General features: G+C 69.1%; 13 protein-coding genes and 1 pseudogene. 5 read left to right on the top strand and 9 right to left on the bottom strand.

Annotation, left to right across the window (positions count from 1 at the left end):
• The first annotated feature begins 130 nt into the window (after positions 1 to 130).
• Positions 131 to 2,359 carry a site-specific integrase gene (locus AMK21_RS31280; protein ID WP_073882528.1) on the top strand — a complete coding sequence of 743 codons (2,229 nt, stop codon included), beginning with the start codon at positions 131 to 133 and terminating at the stop codon, positions 2,357 to 2,359.
• Positions 2,335 to 2,591, top strand: a pseudogene (locus tag AMK21_RS37235) (IS5/IS1182 family transposase); the annotation flags it as partial. The gene AMK21_RS31280 and the pseudogene AMK21_RS37235, both read left to right, overlap by 25 nt.
• On the opposite strand, the gene AMK21_RS31275 reads toward AMK21_RS37235, so the two are convergent.
• The 6 genes from AMK21_RS31275 to AMK21_RS31250 form a co-directional block, all read right to left on the bottom strand.
• The gene (locus tag AMK21_RS31275; RefSeq protein WP_073882527.1) at positions 2,572 to 3,735 is read right to left on the bottom strand and encodes a hypothetical protein; all 1,164 of its coding nucleotides are present in this window, start codon (positions 3,733 to 3,735) and stop codon (positions 2,572 to 2,574) included. The pseudogene AMK21_RS37235 and the gene AMK21_RS31275 sit on opposite strands and share 20 nt — an antisense overlap.
• Positions 3,736 to 4,003: 268 nt before the next feature.
• Positions 4,004 to 5,161: a hypothetical protein gene (locus AMK21_RS34950; RefSeq protein WP_143194894.1), complete on the bottom strand. Its 1,158-nt coding sequence runs from the start codon at positions 5,159 to 5,161 to the stop codon at positions 4,004 to 4,006.
• A gap of 473 nt (positions 5,162 to 5,634) precedes the next feature.
• Positions 5,635 to 5,928 carry a hypothetical protein gene (locus tag AMK21_RS31265; RefSeq protein ID WP_073882525.1) on the bottom strand — a complete coding sequence of 98 codons (294 nt, stop codon included), beginning with the start codon at positions 5,926 to 5,928 and terminating at the stop codon, positions 5,635 to 5,637.
• Positions 5,925 to 9,377, bottom strand: a complete 3,453-nt coding sequence (locus tag AMK21_RS31260; RefSeq protein WP_073882524.1) for a DNA polymerase III subunit alpha — start codon at positions 9,375 to 9,377, stop codon at positions 5,925 to 5,927. Before AMK21_RS31260 ends, AMK21_RS31265 begins: the two co-directional genes overlap by 4 nt.
• Before the next feature lie 101 nt (positions 9,378 to 9,478).
• On the bottom strand, positions 9,479 to 10,414 hold the full coding sequence (ligD, locus tag AMK21_RS31255; protein WP_073882523.1) for a non-homologous end-joining DNA ligase: 936 nt from the start codon (positions 10,412 to 10,414) through the stop codon (positions 9,479 to 9,481).
• A gap of 43 nt (positions 10,415 to 10,457) precedes the next feature.
• Positions 10,458 to 11,393 (bottom strand): Ku protein, encoded by a 936-nt coding sequence (locus AMK21_RS31250; protein ID WP_073882522.1) that lies wholly within the window; start codon positions 11,391 to 11,393, stop codon positions 10,458 to 10,460.
• Positions 11,394 to 11,564: 171 nt separating this feature from the next.
• On the opposite strand from AMK21_RS31250, the gene AMK21_RS31245 reads away from it, so the two are divergent.
• The gene (locus AMK21_RS31245; protein ID WP_073882521.1) at positions 11,565 to 12,470 is read left to right on the top strand and encodes a DNA-3-methyladenine glycosylase family protein; all 906 of its coding nucleotides are present in this window, start codon (positions 11,565 to 11,567) and stop codon (positions 12,468 to 12,470) included.
• A gap of 36 nt (positions 12,471 to 12,506) precedes the next feature.
• Here the strand turns inward: AMK21_RS31245 and AMK21_RS31240 are convergent, their stop codons facing one another.
• On the bottom strand, positions 12,507 to 12,956 hold the full coding sequence (locus AMK21_RS31240; protein WP_073882520.1) for an SRPBCC family protein: 450 nt from the start codon (positions 12,954 to 12,956) through the stop codon (positions 12,507 to 12,509).
• A gap of 669 nt (positions 12,957 to 13,625) precedes the next feature.
• Positions 13,626 to 14,150, bottom strand: coding sequence for an RICIN domain-containing protein (locus tag AMK21_RS31235; protein ID WP_073882519.1), 525 nt, complete (start codon positions 14,148 to 14,150; stop codon positions 13,626 to 13,628).
• A 134-nt stretch (positions 14,151 to 14,284) separates the two neighbouring features.
• On the opposite strand from AMK21_RS31235, the gene AMK21_RS31230 reads away from it, so the two are divergent.
• The gene (locus tag AMK21_RS31230) at positions 14,285 to 14,887 is read left to right on the top strand and encodes a TetR/AcrR family transcriptional regulator (RefSeq protein ID WP_073882518.1); all 603 of its coding nucleotides are present in this window, start codon (positions 14,285 to 14,287) and stop codon (positions 14,885 to 14,887) included.
• A gap of 51 nt (positions 14,888 to 14,938) precedes the next feature.
• On the opposite strand, the gene AMK21_RS31225 is transcribed toward AMK21_RS31230, so the two are convergent.
• A complete protein-coding gene (locus AMK21_RS31225; protein ID WP_073882517.1) occupies positions 14,939 to 15,520 on the bottom strand; it encodes a TetR family transcriptional regulator in 582 nt (193 codons plus the stop codon).
• A 121-nt stretch (positions 15,521 to 15,641) separates the two neighbouring features.
• On the opposite strand from AMK21_RS31225, the gene AMK21_RS31220 reads away from it, so the two are divergent.
• Positions 15,642 to 16,334, top strand: coding sequence for an SDR family oxidoreductase (locus AMK21_RS31220; protein ID WP_073882516.1), 693 nt, complete (start codon positions 15,642 to 15,644; stop codon positions 16,332 to 16,334).
• Positions 16,335 to 16,339 lie beyond the last annotated feature (5 nt).

Here is a 16,339-nt window from a genome sequence, read left to right as displayed (position 1 = left end):
GTGCGGATTGTGTGCGATGTGGGGCGTGATCACGACCATGGGGGTGTGCCGGGAGTGCCGTCGGGAGACCTACGTGATGCGCCAGGGGCGCCTGCGTGAGGGGGAATGTCGACGGTGCGGGTGGGCGGCGATGGTCGGATCGGATGGCACATGCCGGTGCTGCCGTATCGCCGTCCGCCTGGGGCAGGACGAAGAGTGGCTGGCCGCAGAGCTGAACCGCGAGGTACTGACGCCCGGCCGACCGCTCCAGCTGGCCGTCGAGGTCGACGGGCTGCGCCTGAACGCCTTCCCGCTGCGTCAGTCCCGAGGACATCGGCCGGTGAAGCGGCCGACATGGGCACGTAAAGGCCCACCCGTGCCGGAGGACGATGCGTCGGTGTGCGTGGAGGAAGTGCCCGGCCAGCTCGGCCTGTTTACCCCCTGGCCCCGCACCTTCACCCGCGAGCACGCCCGCCGGATCGCCGGCCGCACCCTCCCAGATCTCCCGGCCGTGGTCGCCGAGCTCAGGAAGCTGGCGGCCGAACGCGGGACCGGAGCGACATGGATGGAGCACACCAGTGGAGGCGCCCGCCTCGCTCTCGCCTCCCGGCCGCCCGACGAGCACCTGGTCCGACCCGAAGCCCTCGTCGACCTGCCGCAGATGCGGCCCACCATCCACCTCGCCCTCCAGCGCGCCGGACTCCTGGCGCCGGCTCGGCCGCGGCTGGTGCCCGGCTGGATGTCGAAGCGCAGGGGCAGCTGCACCGACTGTCTGGCCTGGACGAACGACGACGACCAGCGTTGTGCCAAGTGCCTGAACTGGCGCCGCACTCACTCGGCCCACGCCTGCGATCGCTGCGGGCGCCTGCTGCCGGTGCGCGACGGGCACTGCCGCAGGTGCCTCCTCCTGCTCGCAGAGACTGAGTACGACCTCGACCGCATCGCCCTCGACGGCGCTGATCAGCTCTGGTTCGGCGGCGTCTTCGCCCCGCGCCTGCGGACGAGCATCGACCGTACCGGGCGGATGGCCGGGATCTACGGCCGGCGCCGCCTGCAGACCAAACGCCTCGCCCTGGTCCGCGCCACGCGGGCCGCCCGGCCGGTCTCTGAACACCTCGCCGTACCGGGACAGCTGCCGCTGTTCGTCATGGACCGGGACTGGTCCGCCTTCCTCGCCAGGCCGATGCCCGCGCTCACCCCGGCCGCCACCCGCCTCGTGGACGGCTTCGCCGCCCACATCCGCACCCGCAGCTGGAACAAAGACAGCCTCCAGGCCAGCCTGCGCGCCTTGCGGATCCTGACCGCCCACTTCGGCGCCGACGCCCCCCTGCACGAGGCCGAGATCCGCCGCCTGGCCCGCTACACCCACCTCGCGGCGCCGCGCGTCATCAACTACCTCCGCAGCGTCGGCCTCCTCGCGCCGGACGCGAAGTCCGACGCGCACCTGGCCGGAGCCCGCCGCCTCGCCGACCAGGCGCCCGCCCCGTTCCGGGCAGGCGCACACCGGTGGATCGACGTGCTGTGCGCCGCCGGGTCCCGGCCGAGCTGGCCCCTGGCGCCCTCCACCGTTCGCAGCTACGTCCGCAAGACAGCCCCCTGCCTGAAGGCCTGGCACGCCGCCGGAGTCGACGACTTCCGGGCCGTCACCGTCGACCACGTCCAGCAGGCCCTGGCGCCCCTGCGCGGCGAGGCCAGGAAGTCACTGCTCACAGCCCTGCGCTCACTCTTCCGCGCCCTCAAACGCGAAAAGCTGATCTTCCGCGACCCCACCCGCACCATTGCCGTCACGACCGCCCGGCCCCTGCCCCGTCCCCTGGCGGACGACCAACTCGTCGGCGCCCTTGACCGCCTGACCTCAGCCCGCGACCGGCTGACCCTGTCCCTGGCCGCCGTACACGCCCTGAGCGTTCACGATCAGCGCGGCCTTCTGCTCGACGACCTCGACCGCACCCGCGGACTCCTTCTCGTCCGCCGCGCCGGGGGAGCCAGGCACGTCGTCTATCTCGACGAACTCACCCACCAACTGGTCACACAGTGGCTGGCCGAACGACACCGCCGCTGGCCTGCCAGTACCAACCCCTACCTCCTGATCACCGCGCAGACCTCCGCCGACGACAGCCACCCCAAGGCGCATTCCAACGCCATCAACAAGCCTCTGAGACGGATCGGCCTGCAGGCCAGCCGCCTGCGAGCCGACCGAATCCTCGACGAGGCCAAGCACACCGCCGATCCCGTCCAGCTCATCAAGCTCTTCGGCCTCTCGCCGGCCACCGCCTGGCGGTACGTGCGCGCTGCACACCCTGACCGCATTCACCGGGAAAAGGGGCTCCGGTCGGCGAGCCGGCCGACCATGCCCTCGGACGGTCCCGGGGCGGGCTGACCACGAAGATCCACCTCGCCGCCGACGGCCGCTGGCCTTCGTCCTCACGCCCGGCCAGGCCGGTGACGCGCCCGGCGTTCCCCCCGGTCGTGGCCGCAACCGGGTCACGAGGCCGAAGGGCAGGCCGCGAACCCGCCCGGTGATTGTGTTGGCCGACAAGGCTTATTCGTCGCGCGTGATCAGCGAGCTTCTGCGCAGACGCAAGACTTGCGTCAAAGATATTTGTCCGGAGGCGGGCACCGGGGAAACAGCTTCCCCTCTCCGCGCTTCTTTGCTTCCCGTCGAATCTCCTCGACGTAGTGGACGGCATCCGTCTTTTGCAGGAAGGACCTGGCCTCAAGGCCCCAGTAGTCAAGCCCTGCGGGGGTAGGACCGAAGAGGCGGGCGAGACGGTCGCCAGCCTTCTCAGCCCAAACATCTCGGTAGCCTCCTTGGCTGGGCTGGGGCCTTGACTGAATGAGCCCCAAGGCGGCGGCCAGGTAGCTTACTAGCAGAGCCATTCGACGGTGCCGTCCCGCGGTGTCGATACCCGGGACCCGCGGGCGCTCCTCGATGGCCTGGGGCAGAACGATTGAGGTACCGCGACCGAGCATGTAAACCAAATCGGTGGGGATCCATGAAAAGGCGCTGGTGTCTTCGTTCCAACGCGCGACGAAGGCGACTTCCGGATTGGTGAGAACAGACTGGCCGGAGGATAGGTGGTGCAGGGCGCGGTGTACTGCCCCACCCGCCGACGGCATGGTCGCGGGTGTCGAGTCAACCGAGCCATCGATCACCGTCGCCAACCGATGGCTTCCTCCCGTCCACGCAGGGTCCCCGGCCAACTCGCGGGAGACTTCTTGCGCCGCCACTTTGGCTGCGGTATCAAGGGTGGCCGGATACTCGGCGTTGCCGAGGAGGACTGATGCAGGTGTCCGTTGCAGTTCGTCTAGCGCTTCAACGGCGTCGTCCAAGGGGATACCTTGCTGCCAGGTGAGATCCGCTGTAGCGAGTAGGACCCAGCCGAAGGGGTGAAGGAACGCCTCCAACAGCGGCCGTTCGAAGGAGGACACCTTGAGGCCTGCGCGATGGCGCAACGGCACCATGGCCTTCCGCAGCCTCTCTGCCTCATCGCGATCACTGGCGCTGTGAGGACTGAGTGGGCGCAGATCCCGGCGCTCCGAGACCTTCGACCAGAACTGCCACTCGACTTTATTGCGGTCTACAGGAATCTCAAAGGGCAGTGTCACGTCCAGGGAGCGTATGGGTTGGAGATCGCACAGACGGCTGACGAAGGCGCCCGGCAGTTGGATGTCAGGGGGCACCTCTTCGTGGATGTGGGTGTGCAGGTAAGAGACCCGTAGCCGGTTGACCAGGATCTGAATCTCGCTGACCATCCCCTTCTCCTTCCGGTCTCCGTGCCGCTTCGACTACAATGATCCGTGGTGCATCGGGCGCACGCCTGCGGGAGTAGCGGAGGTATGCGGATCGCAGGGCGCGAACGGATAGGGCCTATGGTCTGTCTGTCTCACAGCTGACCTGTCTAGACGTTCGTTTCACCTGTACCGATCACCAAGCTCCCGACCTAAGGGGTTGGGAGCCTAACCAACTTCACGATAAGCGGTTTGGCATGCAATCAGTCCCTGACTCTTCGTGAGCACGCGCCTACTCGTAGTAGGCGAGGATCGTCTGCGTCCGGTGGGCCGCCTCAGGGTCGGCGATCACCATAGGGTGACTGATCCACTCCGATCCAAGGGCTGCGCCGTAACTCCCGTCAAATGTGCTGTTCGTGGCCGCTTCGAGTGCAGCAGCTTTCAGATCCCCTGAACCCTCTGTCTCCACTTCTTTCTGGACGATCTGAATAAGACGGTCCGGCTTGGCGAAGTGGATCTGCGGCGTCAGCACCACGGCCCCTCGGTCATGGTGCACCAGCAACCCGAACCGCCCCTCAGACACCTTGAAGACTCTCCGTTTGAAGCTGTTCTCGTGTCGAGCTGCAGCGCGGAGAACGTCTGAAGGCTGACTGTCCCCATTAATACGCGGCCGGCGAATTCTGTACGCGAACCTGGCCATCAGAGCCAGCACTCCGGCAACTAGGGCAGCCCCCAGGCTCACGAAGAACAAGTCCGACCAGTCATACGCTCCCTGAAGGTTGTTTAGGTTGAACCACGTCGCACCCGCCCAGGCGGCGGCGAACGAGATGATTGTCGCCATCAGTAGCCAGAGCTTGTTGTCCCAAATGGTTGTGAAGGGATTCGTTGCTGGTAGGCCAAGTTTTTTGCGATCGTCAACCCAAACCCACAACCAGGCCAATACCGCTAGTACACCTGGAATGATGATTGTCAAACCGCCGCCCACTACACCCGATACAGAATCGCTCCCCGCCATATCAACGTTAATTTCACGTGTGGCGACAACGTGAATTGTACCGGCCTCGGTCTGGACGACGGGCCGGATTTCTGCTACCACGACTACTGTGGTTTTCCCGCGATGGACAGGCCGCTTTGCATAAACCGCGATGTGCACCCACCTTGAATGCCCCGGCGCCACATCCAAGGAAATAGATTCTTTTGCCTGGTCGCCCTCAAGGTCGTCGGGGTCCGTTGCGACCTTGGAGACATTACGACCTGCGTCCACCGTCACGTTTGCCTTCACGGCCGCAGCGGACGCATTAGTCAGCACGGCAACGATTTCAGCCGGCCTATGATCGGTCATGCTATCTGAGCCGCTAAGAGATAGGGTTACGCCGGATTTCTCGGGGCTCGGTGACGGAGCTTGTGCCGCCATAGCGACAGCGGGCAAAAGCAGGAAGACGGTCAGCACCCACCCAGCGGAAACTTTTCGCAGAGTTCGCGCGTATCGATGCCTCAGATTTGGCAAGCCCTTAGAGTGCACATCTGTACCATAAGTGCTTCTTGATGCTCTCACCGGCGCGACACAGGCCTGTGTCGCTAATAAGGGCGAGGGTAGTTGGCGTGTGGGGCGGTGGTTGAGTGTTGTAGTTCGTTTGGAACTGCTTTTGCGGCGCCGGTTGCGGGGTGCTCCTCGACCGTGAGGTGAGCCGCGCGCACGGACGCGGTGCTGGTGGAACCCTTCGCGATCATGCCTGTCCATTCCCGCTGCCCGCGACACCGACAAGATCACGCCAACCGCTGCCCCCGGTAAGGCCGATGAAATCGCGCTCCCTGCAACGACAGACCGCGCGGGAAGAGGGTGCCCTGTCGAGGCAACCCGCCGCACTGTTGTCAGATTCTCAGCGACCCTGCGGCGGGTTCGAGATACAGCTCCTCCAAGAATCACGGAACCTGTTGGATTCGGGTGGGTCCGGCGCCTGCGGAGCACTGGACGCCGTGGAGGGCGAGCAGGCGCAGCCTGAGCACGGCGACCAGGCCCTCGACGTCGCGGCCCCAGTAGGTCAGGGCGCCGGTGAGGTCGACGTAGGCGGACCAGTCGGCTGGCAGCGGTTCGACGCGGGAGCTGATGCCGTCGACGACGGCGAGGAGTTGCCCGTACAACTCCTCGGACTGTTCGGCGGGGTGGAAGTGGATCCGCAGGATCGCGCGCGGCCGCGGGCGAATGGTGGTGTTCATCCCGGGCTCCCGGGGCTGCGGTGTCCGAAGCGGGTGAGGTCGGCCGAGCGGGATCCGGCGGGCTGGAGGTCGGCCCAGGGGTGCAAGCGGGCGCCCGCGGTTCCGTCGGGAATTGTCCGCCCGGGCGCAGGTGCGGGTTGAGCGGGTGTGGGGGAGGGGGCCTGGCCAAGGAGGTCGAGGACAGCCTGCGGCCCGTGGGTGGCGCGGGCGGTCGCGAGCTGGTCGAGGTCCCAGGCCATCTCGCCGACAACGGTGCGCCGGAGGCCGCGGGCTTCGACGGTGCCGCGTACGAGGAGCAGCCCGTGGTGGAAGACGGTGTGCGCGCATCGCTCGTGAGAGTCCTCGAAGAACGCCAGATCGACCAGCCCGCTGCCGTCTTCGAGGGTGATGAAGATGATGCGTTTGCCTGAGGCGATGGGCGGGGTCTGGGTGGAGGCGCGGACACCGGCGACCAGGACGCGCTCTCCGGGGTGCATCGCTCGCAGGTGCTTGGCGTCGGTGGCGCCGATCTCGCGCAGGAGGCGGTGGTGGTCTTCCATGAGGTGCCGGGAGACGTCGATTTTGAGGACGCCGAGCTCGGCGTCGAGGCGTTCGCGGGCGGTCATCTCTCGCAGCCCGGACGTTCCGGCGGCGTGCGGGGTGGTGTCGAGTGGCAGCTGCCCGGCCCCCGGTCGGGTGCGGGCCTGACGGTGGATCTCGGCTGCCTGGAGCAGTAGGTCCCGCCGTGTTGCTTTGCCCTTGAGTTGGTCGAGGGCGCCGATGCTGATGAGGCGTTCGACGGTGGGGAGCTTGGGGTGGGCGCGGGCGTAGAAGTCCTGGAGGGAGGTGTAGGGCTGGCCTGTGGTGATCCGGGTGACCTCGTCGTTGGAGATGCCGTGGACCGTGGCCAGGGAGATCCGTACACCCCACCCCGATCCGGTCCGCTCGACCGTGTACTGGGCCTGGGAGGTGTTGATGTCGACGGGCAGGATGGGGACGTCGTGGCGGCGGGCGTCGGCGACGATGACGCGGGCCGGCCACATGCCGGGGTCGTGTTCCAGCAGCCCGGCGTAGAGGGCGGCGGGGTGGTGGGCCTTGAGCCAGGCGGACTGGAGCGCGGGTACGGCGAACGCGACGGCGTGGGCCCGGCAGAATCCGTACGCGCCGAACGAGGCGACGACGTCCCAGACCTCATCGAGGACCTCCGGGCTGTACCCGCGGGCGCCCGCCTGCTGCCGGAACCACGCCTCGACCTTCGGCAGCCGCTCCTTGTCGCTGAGGGCGCGGCGGGCCACTTCGCCCAGGGCGCGGTCGCAGCCGGTCATGACCGCGAGGATGTCGATGATCTGCTCGTGCCAGATCGTCACCCCGTACGTGTCACGCAGGACCGGCTCCAGGTCCGGGTGCGGGTAGGTGGGGGCGGCGCCGTGCCGGGCGGCGATGTAGAGGGCGGGCATCCCGCCCTGCACCGGGCCCGGACGGAACAGCGAGATGTCGGCGATGACGTCCTGCGGGCCGCGGGGCTGGAGCCGGCCGACCAGGTCCTGCTGGCCGGGGGACTCCAGCTGGAACATTCCCACCGTGTCCGAGGCCTGGATGAGGGCGAACGCGAACCGGTCGTCCAGGGGCACGTGGTCGGGGTTGTCGAGGTCGATGACCCGGCCGGTCGTACGGCGGACCTCGGTGACGGCGTGCGCCATCGCCGACTGCATCCGCACCCCCAGCACATCGAGCTTGAGCAGGCCCAGGTCCTCGACGTCTTCCTTGTCGGCCTGGAGCATCGGGTACTCGCCGCCGGGGGTGGGCTGGACGGGCAGCCGGTCCAGCAGGCTGGTGTTGGAGAGGATCACTCCGCAGGGGTGCATCGCGATCCCGCGCGGCAGCGCGTCCAGGCTCTCGGCGAGTTCCCACAGCGGCCCGTACCGCCCGGCCTCGGCCGCGAGCTCCCGTAGCTCCGGCAGCTCGGAGAGGGCGGAGCGGATGTCGCAGGCCCGAACGTGGGGGAAGGACTTCGCGATCCGGTCCACGGTGGCCGGTGCGATGCCGAGGGCGAGGCCGGTGTCGCGCAGGGCGTGCCGGGCCCGGTAGGTCTCGGGCATCCCGGTGACCGCGACCCGCTCTCGCCCGAACCGGTCGATGATCCGGTCGTACACCTCCAGCCGGCGCGCGGACTCGACGTCGATGTCGATGTCCGGCAGCGATGAGCGGCGCTCGGACAGGAACCGTTCGAAGAGCAGGTGGTGTTCCAGCGGGTTCGCGGTGGCGACGAAGAGGCTGTGGTTGACCATGGATCCGGCTCCGGAGCCGCGGGCGGCGACCCGGATGCCCATGTCCCGCACATCGGCGACGACTTGCGCCACGGCGAGGAAGTACGGCTCGTAGTGCAGGCGGCCGATGACGCCGAGTTCGTAGTCGAGCTGGTTCATCGAACGGCGGTCCCGGTCGAGGCCGCGGGCGGCCATGCCGCTCTCGCACCGCTGCCGCAGCAGCCGCATCGCCCCGCCCGCCCCCGCCTGGGCGCCAACGACGGACGGCTCGGGGAAGTGCGGGACCCCGAGCCCCAGGTCCCTCACCGGGTCGACCTCGCACGCGTCCGCGACGGCCACGGTGTCAGAGAGCAGCTGCACGGCCCGCGCCCGGCCGCCCCCGGCGGCGGCCGCCACCCGTTCTGCGATCTCGGTCATCGCGGGCCCGTCCTTGAGCCAGCGTTCCCCGCAGTCCAGCCGCCGCCGGTCGACGGGCCGCAGGAGGCGGGCCGCGTCCAGCACGTCCGCGACCCGGTGCTGGGACCGGTCGGCGTACCGTACGGCGTTGGTCAACACCGCAGGGATACCGAGGCGATCGGCGAGCGCCAGGGTGTGCGCGGCCAGACGGACTGATCCCGGGCCGGTGCCGGACAGGCCCCAGCACACGACCTCCAACCGCAGCCCGCCACCGACGGCCTCACGCCAAGGTGCCAGGAGCCGCTCGGCGACGTCAGGGCGGCCACCGGCGAGCGCCCGCAGCGGCTCCGACGCCGGACCGAGTAGCACCACCAGCCCCTCACCCGCGAACCGGCCGAGCACCTCCCACGAAGCCGCCGGCGGCGCACTCGCAGCAAAGGCCTCGGCATGCACGGCGGACACCATCCGGCACAGCCGCGCCCACCCTGCCGCGTCCCGGGCGATGAACGTTGCCCGGACCGCCGCCTCGGCTACGTGCATTCCTCCGCGCACGGGCGTACGGCGGCGGGCCTCGGATGGGGGCACATGAGGGGCGATGCCGAGGTCGACGCCGAACAGCGGCTTCACCCCGGCGGCCGTGGCGGCCTTCGCGAAGCGCACCGTGCCGGTGACCATGTCGCGGTCGGTCAGCGCCAGCACCCCGATCCCGCGCTCGGACGCCCGCGCGACGAGGTCATGGGGGTGCGAGGCACCGTAGCGGGCCGAAAATCCACTGCTGACATGCAGGTGAGGGACGCTTTCCCGCACGACATCCTCCGCCCATAACCCCCAAAGCGTTACTAATCGAACTCTTCTCCCTCGACTGTATCGAACATTAATTCGAACATGCGAGTTCGAAGCGCGGAATTTCAGCCAGCCAGGTCGTCTGGGGTGAGGTCGGGGCGTAGCCGGTGCCAGGAGGGGTGGCGCAGGCGTCCGGCGCGGGTACGGGAGGTGTAGCGGACCTCGCCGACGAGGCGGGGGAGGACCCACCGGGCCCCGGCCACCGGGGGAACCTGTGCGAAGGGGCAGGTGCCGGTGGCCGCGGCCTGGAGGAGTCCGGCGAGGCGGGTGCGTTCGGTATGGCTCCAGCCGGTGCCGACGCTGCCCGCGTAATGCACCAATCCGTCGCGCCGCTCACCGACCAGAACCGCTCCGGGCAGGCCGGTCAGCCGGCCGCGCCCGGGGACCCACCCACCGATCACGACGTCGGCGAGGCGGTGGACCTTGACCTTCAGCCAGGTCTTCGACCGTGCCCCGGGCTCGTACCGGGAGGTGAGCCGTTTCGCGATCAGCCCCTCCAGCCCGGCCTCCCGAGCCACCTCCCAGGCCTGGGCTCCGTGTCCGACGATCGCAGCGGGCGTCGACCAGGCGGGCCCGTCCAGCCCGAGGCCTTCCAGAAGTTCGCGCCGTTCCGCGTACGGCAGCCCGGTCAGGAGCCGGCCGTCGAGGTGCACGACGTCGAAGAGCATCAGGTGCGCGGGCACCCGGGCCGCCATGCGCGCGGCCTTTGCGGGGGAGTCCGTTAGGCCCATCCTCTGCTGGAGGCGCTCGAAGTCGCTGCGTCCCTGATCGTCGAGGGCGACGATCTCCCCGTCCAGGACGGCGCTCCGTGCGCCGAGGGCGTCGGCGAGAGGGAGGAGTTCGGGGTAGGCGGCGGTGATGTCCGTACCCGAACGAGCACGAAGGAGGATCGTGCCGTCACCCGGCAGGTAGATCATGGCCCGCTGGCCGTCCTGCTTCACCTCGAACGCCCACCGGTCCTCGACAGCCGCGGACGGCAGCGGGCCGGGCGTAGCGAGCATCGGCTCGATCCTCGGCAGCACGGCACCCGCAGCAGCAGGAGGGTCAGGAGGCACTGCGCTTCTTCGCAGCCGTCTTCTTCGCAGGCTTCTTCGACGCCGTGGACTTCTTCGACGCGGCCGCCTTTTTCGCCGGTGCCTTCCGGGCGGTCTTCTTCGTCGGCCGCATCTCGTGCACGGTGGCGTCTTCGCCATCCTCACCGCGCGATTCCTTCGCGGCCTTGACTGAGGCGTTCAGGGCGGCCATCAGGTCCACGACCTCGCCCTTTTCCTTGCCTTCGTCCTCGGCCGCGACGGGGAGGGGCTTACCTTCCGCCTTTGCCGCGATGATGTCTTCCAGGGCCTCGCGGTACTCGTCGTGGAAGCCGGACAGGTCCTCGATCGTCATCCGCTCGGCCAGCTCCATGGCCTGCTCGATCTCTTCCTCGCCGACCTCGATCTCGCGCGGGGCCAGCTCCTGCGGGTTGCGGATCTCGTCGGGCCACTTCATGGAGTGCAGCACGATCGCGCCTTCGCGGATCCGCAGCAGGCCCAGCCGCTCTCGGCCGTGCCACGCGAACTTCGCCACCGCGACTTTCGAGGACCGCTCCAGGGCTTTGCGTAGCAGCGTGTAGGGTTTCGCGGCGACCTGCCCGTCGGCGGCCAGGTAGTAGGAGTCGCTGATGCGGACCGGGTCGATGCTGTCGGCGTCGACGAACGCGGCGATCTCGATCGCCTTCGCCGTCGGCAGCGGCATCTGCTCGAGCTCCTCGTCCGTCACCGGGACCGTCTCGTCCTTCGCGATCTCGTAGCCCTTCCCGATCTCGTCCTGGGACACGACCTCGCCGTCGAGCTCGCAGACCTTCCGCGTCCGCACCCGCCCCATGTCCGCAAGGTGAACCCGGTGGAAATGAACGTCATGGTCCTCGGTCGCGGACACGATCTTCACCGGGATCGTGACCAGCCCGAAACTGATGGCACCCGCCCATAGCGGCCTCGGCATACTTACCTCCAGACCCCCGCGTCGGTGTCGGACCAGGCTGCGAACCGGAACGCGGACATACCCATCGGGCAATGGTCGCGCCGGGCTGTTGCCCGCACCTACGATCCTCACGCCAGGCCGGGCGGCCCGCACCTTCACCACCGCATCAGCTGCCCTCGTACTCTGGAAGCCATGCCCAGCCGTACCTGGGCGCCGCCCGCGCCCTACGATCTCGCCCGCACGCTGCGGGTGCTGCGGCGCGGCCGTGGGGACCCGGCTTGCCGGCAGGAGCCCGACGGGAGCTGGTGGCGGTGCTCCCGTACCCCCGACGGCCCGGTGACCCTCCGGATCACCGATCGCTCGGACGCGGTCGCCGGACGGCTGATCACGGGCACGGCGTGGGGCCCGGGCGCCGACTGGGCGCTGAAGCAGCTACCGGCGCTGCTCGGCGCCGACGATGAGCTGGACGCGTTCCGGCCCCGGCACCGGGTGGTGGCCGCCGCGCACCGCAAGCACGGCGGGCTACGCCTGGCCCGTACGGGGCTGGTGATGGAGTCCCTCGTACCGAGCGTGCTGGAGCAGCGGATCACCACCGGCAGCGCCTACTACGCCTGGCGGCGCCTGCTGCACCGGTACGGCGAGCAGCCCCCGGGCCCGGCACCGGAGGGGACGCGGATCCCGCCGCCGGCCGCGGTGTGGCGGATGGTGCCGAGCTGGGAATGGCACCGCTCCAGAGCGGCCGCGATCCTGCGCGCCTGCTCCTACGCCCCGCGCCTGGAGGAAGCCGCAGCCATGGAGCTGCCCGAGGCGATGGCCCGGCTCCAGCTCATTCCCGGCATTGGACCCTGGACCGCCGCCGAAACGCTGCAACGCACTCTCGGTGCCCCCGACGCCCTGACCCTGGGTGATCTTCACCTGCCCGTACAGATCGGCTACGCCCTCACCGGTGCCCGGGGCGGCACCGACGAACAGATGCTCCAGCTCCTGGAGCCGTACGCCGGACAGCGCCACCGCGCCGCCCGGCTCATCCTGCTCGGCGGCCGGCTGCCCAACCGCCGGGCCCACCGGGCCCCGCACAGCCGCATCGCCCATCTGTGACACGACCGTGCGGGGCGGAAGCCTGCAGAGTGCTGGTCAGACGGTGCCGCGCCAGCCGCCGGTCTCGGCGCCGCGAGACTCGATGAACTGCTTGAAGCGCTTCAGGTCGCCGGTGGCCTGCCGCTTGACGAAGCCGAGCTTGTCGCCGGCCGTCTCGGCCAGGCCCTCGGGGGCGTAGTCGAGCTGCAGCATGACCTTGGTGGTGCTGTCGTCGATGTAGTGGAAGGTCACGACACCCGCCTGCTTGGCCTCGCCACCGACGCTGGTCCAGGCGACCCGCTCGTCGGGGATCTGCTCGGTGATCTCCGCGTCGAACTCCCGCTCGACCCCCGCCACCTTCGTCTTCCAATGCGTCAGGGTCTGCGTACGCTGCTCGATCCGCTCGACCCCCTCCATGAACTGCGGGAAACTCTCGAACTGCGTCCACTGGTTGTACGCGGCACTGACCGGGACGCTGACCTCGATCGACTCTTCAACCTGCGACACGACGCTCTCCTTCGTGGGGGATGTCCCCGTGCGGTGCCCGCGATCGCGCCCGGCATGCCTCACATCCCCGCTCATCCCTTCACCCCAACGACCAGCCCTTGCTGACGACGGACCAGGCGAGCGGGCGGTGCGGGGGCGTGGTGGCGCGTGGCCGCTCCCGCACGCTGGTGGTGATGTAGGTCACTCCAGCTCTTTGCTCTCTTTGCGCGAATTCACGCGCCGGTGGACGCTGCTGGAGGGTCTGCTGGTGGCAGGGCTGGCGGTCAGGTGGCGTGGGGTGGTTGTCGCTGCTGGATAAGCAGTTGGGCGATGATCACCTTGGGGTGATTGGCATCCGGCTCGCTGACCAGGCGCTCGCCCTCGGCCGTACACCGACGGCGTGCCTGCGCTCGTCCGGTCTCTCAACCAGCTCACCGCCGAATACGCGGCACTCCGCCATCAGCTCCAGCTGCCGGCGCCGAGGGGCCGGACGATCTCGCTGGCTTGGGTGATGCGGTCGGCGTCCTGGGCAGGTGAGGTCGCCGCTCGTTGGCCGATTGCGACTGACCGGACGGCCGCCAGCCTCGCCTGAGCGCGCCTTCGCGCGTTCGGCACGAGGGGCCCGCACTGAAGCGAGCCCCTCGTCATGTCACGGCGCGATCCGTGGAATGGACGTAAGGCTCACTGGGGTCAGTTGAAGATGTCGGTCTTCCACTTGAGCGTGTCCGAGGTGCTGGTGTTGTCCCAGTACGCGAAGAGGGACTGCGAGCTGGGGCTGGTCGAGCGGATGGGTCCGGCGTCGAGTGCGTAGCCGGTGGCGACGTTGACGATGTGCTGCCTGTCGGCGTCCCACCTCCACTTCAGGTTGTTCGACGGGCTGTTGGCGTTCTTGTAGGCGTAGACCTGTACGACGGCCCTGCTGGTGTCGCCGCCGCTGTCCAGGACGTAGCCGGTCGCAATGTTCATGATGTGCTGGGTGGCGGGGTCGTACCTCCACCGCAGGTTGTCCGAGGGATTGGTGGCGTCCTTGTAGATGTAGACGGGCACCCGATCGCTGCCGGTCTTCCCGGCGCTGTCGATGACGTAGCCGCTGATGACGTTCGTGATCTGGTTGGTCGGCAGCGGTGCACGGCCGGGCTGCCCGTTGGCCTGCGCGGTTCCGGTCAGCGCAGCGACCAGGCCGACGGAAATGGCGAGGGAATGGATCTTCTTCACGGCTGCCCCAACGACACACTGCTCTCACAGACACGCCCCGGAGCCGCCTTTCCGGTCGGCGCCACGAATCTCGCACACGTTCCGCGCTCGCAGCGGGGGTCGGTACGGCGATTACTCCCCGAAGGGAGGGCCGAATGTCACATGCTTCCCAGCCGGTCGGCCGGCGCGAGCGGAACAAGCAGCAGAAGCTGGAGCGCATCACCGCCGCGGCCCGCGAGCTGTTCGCCGAGCGCGGCGTCGACGAGGTCACCACCCAGCAGATCGCCGACAGGGCCGACATCGGCACCGGTACCCTGTTCCTCTACGCCAAGACCAAGGGCGAGCTCCTCCTGCTCGTCCAGAACTCGCTCTACGTCGAGGCCCTCGCCCGGGGCCGGGCGGACGCCGAGGGCGTTCCTGGCGCGCTGGACGCGGTGATGGCGATCGTCCGGCCGATCGTCGAGTGCAACCGCACCCAGGTCGACAACGGGCGCACCTACCTGCGCGAGATGGTCTTCGGCGACCCCGAGGAGCCCCGCCACCACGAGGCCCTCACCATCGCCGGACAGACCGAGGAGGCCATCGCCGCCGTCCTGCGCCGCGACGGGCGGACGGGCGAGAGCGAGGCCGCGACGACGGCGCGTGTCGTGTCCGTCATCATGCTCCTCGCCATGTCACAGACCGTGAACGCGGCCGCGAGCGCCGACGAGATCCTGCGGGAGATCCGGGACCAGGCCGGCGTGCTGCTGCCGCGCTGACGGTGACGGCGGTCGCCGCGCCCGCGACTCCGGATGGGTGCGTGCCCCCGATCAGGCCGTCTCCATCAGGGCCGTACGCGCGGCGGCGAGGATCTCGTCGGAGAGCGGGGAGCCCTGGGTGGCCCGGGAGAGGAGCAGCGCACCGACCAAGGTGCACAGCCGGACGAGGCCCTCCTCGCCACCTTCGCCACCGTGCGCATCGGCGGGGGCGAGGTACGCGGCGAGTTCGGCCACACCTTGCGTGTAGGTGCGGCGGGCCTCGCGGTCTTCGGGTTCACGCGCGACATCGGCGGCAAGTGCCGCGACCGGGCAGCCGTCCGCGGCGTTGTCGCGGTGTTCCGAGGAGAGGTAGGCGTCGATCAGGTCCCGCTGAGCGGCGTCCCGGCGCCCTCCGTTCTGCTCGAAGTGGGCCGCATGGGACCGGACCCATTCATCGATGGCGTGGGCGGTGGCCTCGTCGACGAGCGCCTCCTTGGAGGCGAACTGCTTGTAGAAGGCGCCGTGAGTGAGGCCGGCCGCCTTCATGAGATCGGCGACGCTGAGGTGCGTGCCCTGCTCCCGGAACAGCCGCGACGCGGTGTCCACCACCCGCCTGCGGTTCTCCTGCGCCTGCGCCTGCGATGCGCGGCCCATGGCCACCTCCCGCTCTCCCGTTTGGATGTCGATTGGCATCTATCGTATCTAGTGTTTAGATTGGTAATGCAATCTAAACGGTGAGGTGCCCTGATGGCGCCCGACAGAACCTGGAGCGGACATGGAACTCAAGAACGCGGTCGCAGTGGTCACCGGCGCCAACCGGGGCCTCGGAAGGCATCTCGCCGCCCAGCTCGTGGAGCGCGGCGCGAAGGTCTACGCGGCGGCCCGCCGCCCCGAGACGGTGGACCTGCCGGGTGTAAGCCCGCTGCGCCTCGACGTGACGGACCCGGAGTCGATCCACGAGGCCGCCCGCATCGCCTCGGATGCGACGCTGTTGATCAACAACGCGGGCCTCGCCACCGGCGCGACGCTCATCGGCGGTGACCTGGACGACGTGCACCGCGAGATCATGACCAACTACATCGGCCCGCTCATCGCGACCCGGGCCTTCGCCCCGGTCATCGAGGGCAACGGCGGCGGCGCCGTGCTCAACGTCCTGTCCGCCCTGTCCTGGTACCACCCGGCCGGCGCCGGCTCCTACGCGGCCTCCAAGGCCGCCGCCTGGGCGATGAGCGACGCGACCCGCGAGGAGCTGGCGCCCCGCGGCATCACCGTCTCGGCGCTGCACGTCGCCTACATGGACACCGACATGGCCGCCGCCGTCCCCGCCGACCAGAAGGTCTCCCCCGCCGACGTCGCGGCGCAGGCACTGCTCGGCATCGAGGCGGGCCGGCCCGAGATTCTCGCCGACGAGATCACCCGGCAGGTCAAGCAGGGCCTGGCCGGCACCCCCGGGACGGCCGCGGCCTGACGCCC

The organism is Streptomyces sp. CB00316 (genome assembly GCF_001905595.1).
In the GTDB taxonomy this organism is placed as follows: domain Bacteria; phylum Actinomycetota; class Actinomycetes; order Streptomycetales; family Streptomycetaceae; genus Streptomyces.
This window is presented reverse-complemented; position numbering and strand designations above follow the sequence as displayed.

What these genes read in the sequence shown, in the direction of transcription:
- AMK21_RS31280 (WP_073882528.1), top strand. Translation starts at nt 131, where the DNA reads ATGGTCGGATCGGATGGCACATGCCGGTGCTGCCGTATCGCCGTCCGC.
- AMK21_RS31275 (WP_073882527.1), bottom strand. Translation starts at nt 3,735, where the DNA reads ATGGTCAGCGAGATTCAGATCCTGGTCAACCGGCTACGGGTCTCTTAC.
- AMK21_RS31265 (WP_073882525.1), bottom strand. Translation starts at nt 5,928, where the DNA reads ATGAACACCACCATTCGCCCGCGGCCGCGCGCGATCCTGCGGATCCAC.
- ligD (WP_073882523.1), bottom strand. Translation starts at nt 10,414, where the DNA reads ATGCTCGCTACGCCCGGCCCGCTGCCGTCCGCGGCTGTCGAGGACCGG.
- AMK21_RS31250 (WP_073882522.1), bottom strand. Translation starts at nt 11,393, where the DNA reads ATGCCGAGGCCGCTATGGGCGGGTGCCATCAGTTTCGGGCTGGTCACG.
- AMK21_RS31245 (WP_073882521.1), top strand. Translation starts at nt 11,565, where the DNA reads ATGCCCAGCCGTACCTGGGCGCCGCCCGCGCCCTACGATCTCGCCCGC.
- AMK21_RS31230 (WP_073882518.1), top strand. Translation starts at nt 14,285, where the DNA reads ATGTCACATGCTTCCCAGCCGGTCGGCCGGCGCGAGCGGAACAAGCAG.
- AMK21_RS31225 (WP_073882517.1), bottom strand. Translation starts at nt 15,520, where the DNA reads ATGGGCCGCGCATCGCAGGCGCAGGCGCAGGAGAACCGCAGGCGGGTG.
- AMK21_RS31220 (WP_073882516.1), top strand. Translation starts at nt 15,642, where the DNA reads ATGGAACTCAAGAACGCGGTCGCAGTGGTCACCGGCGCCAACCGGGGC.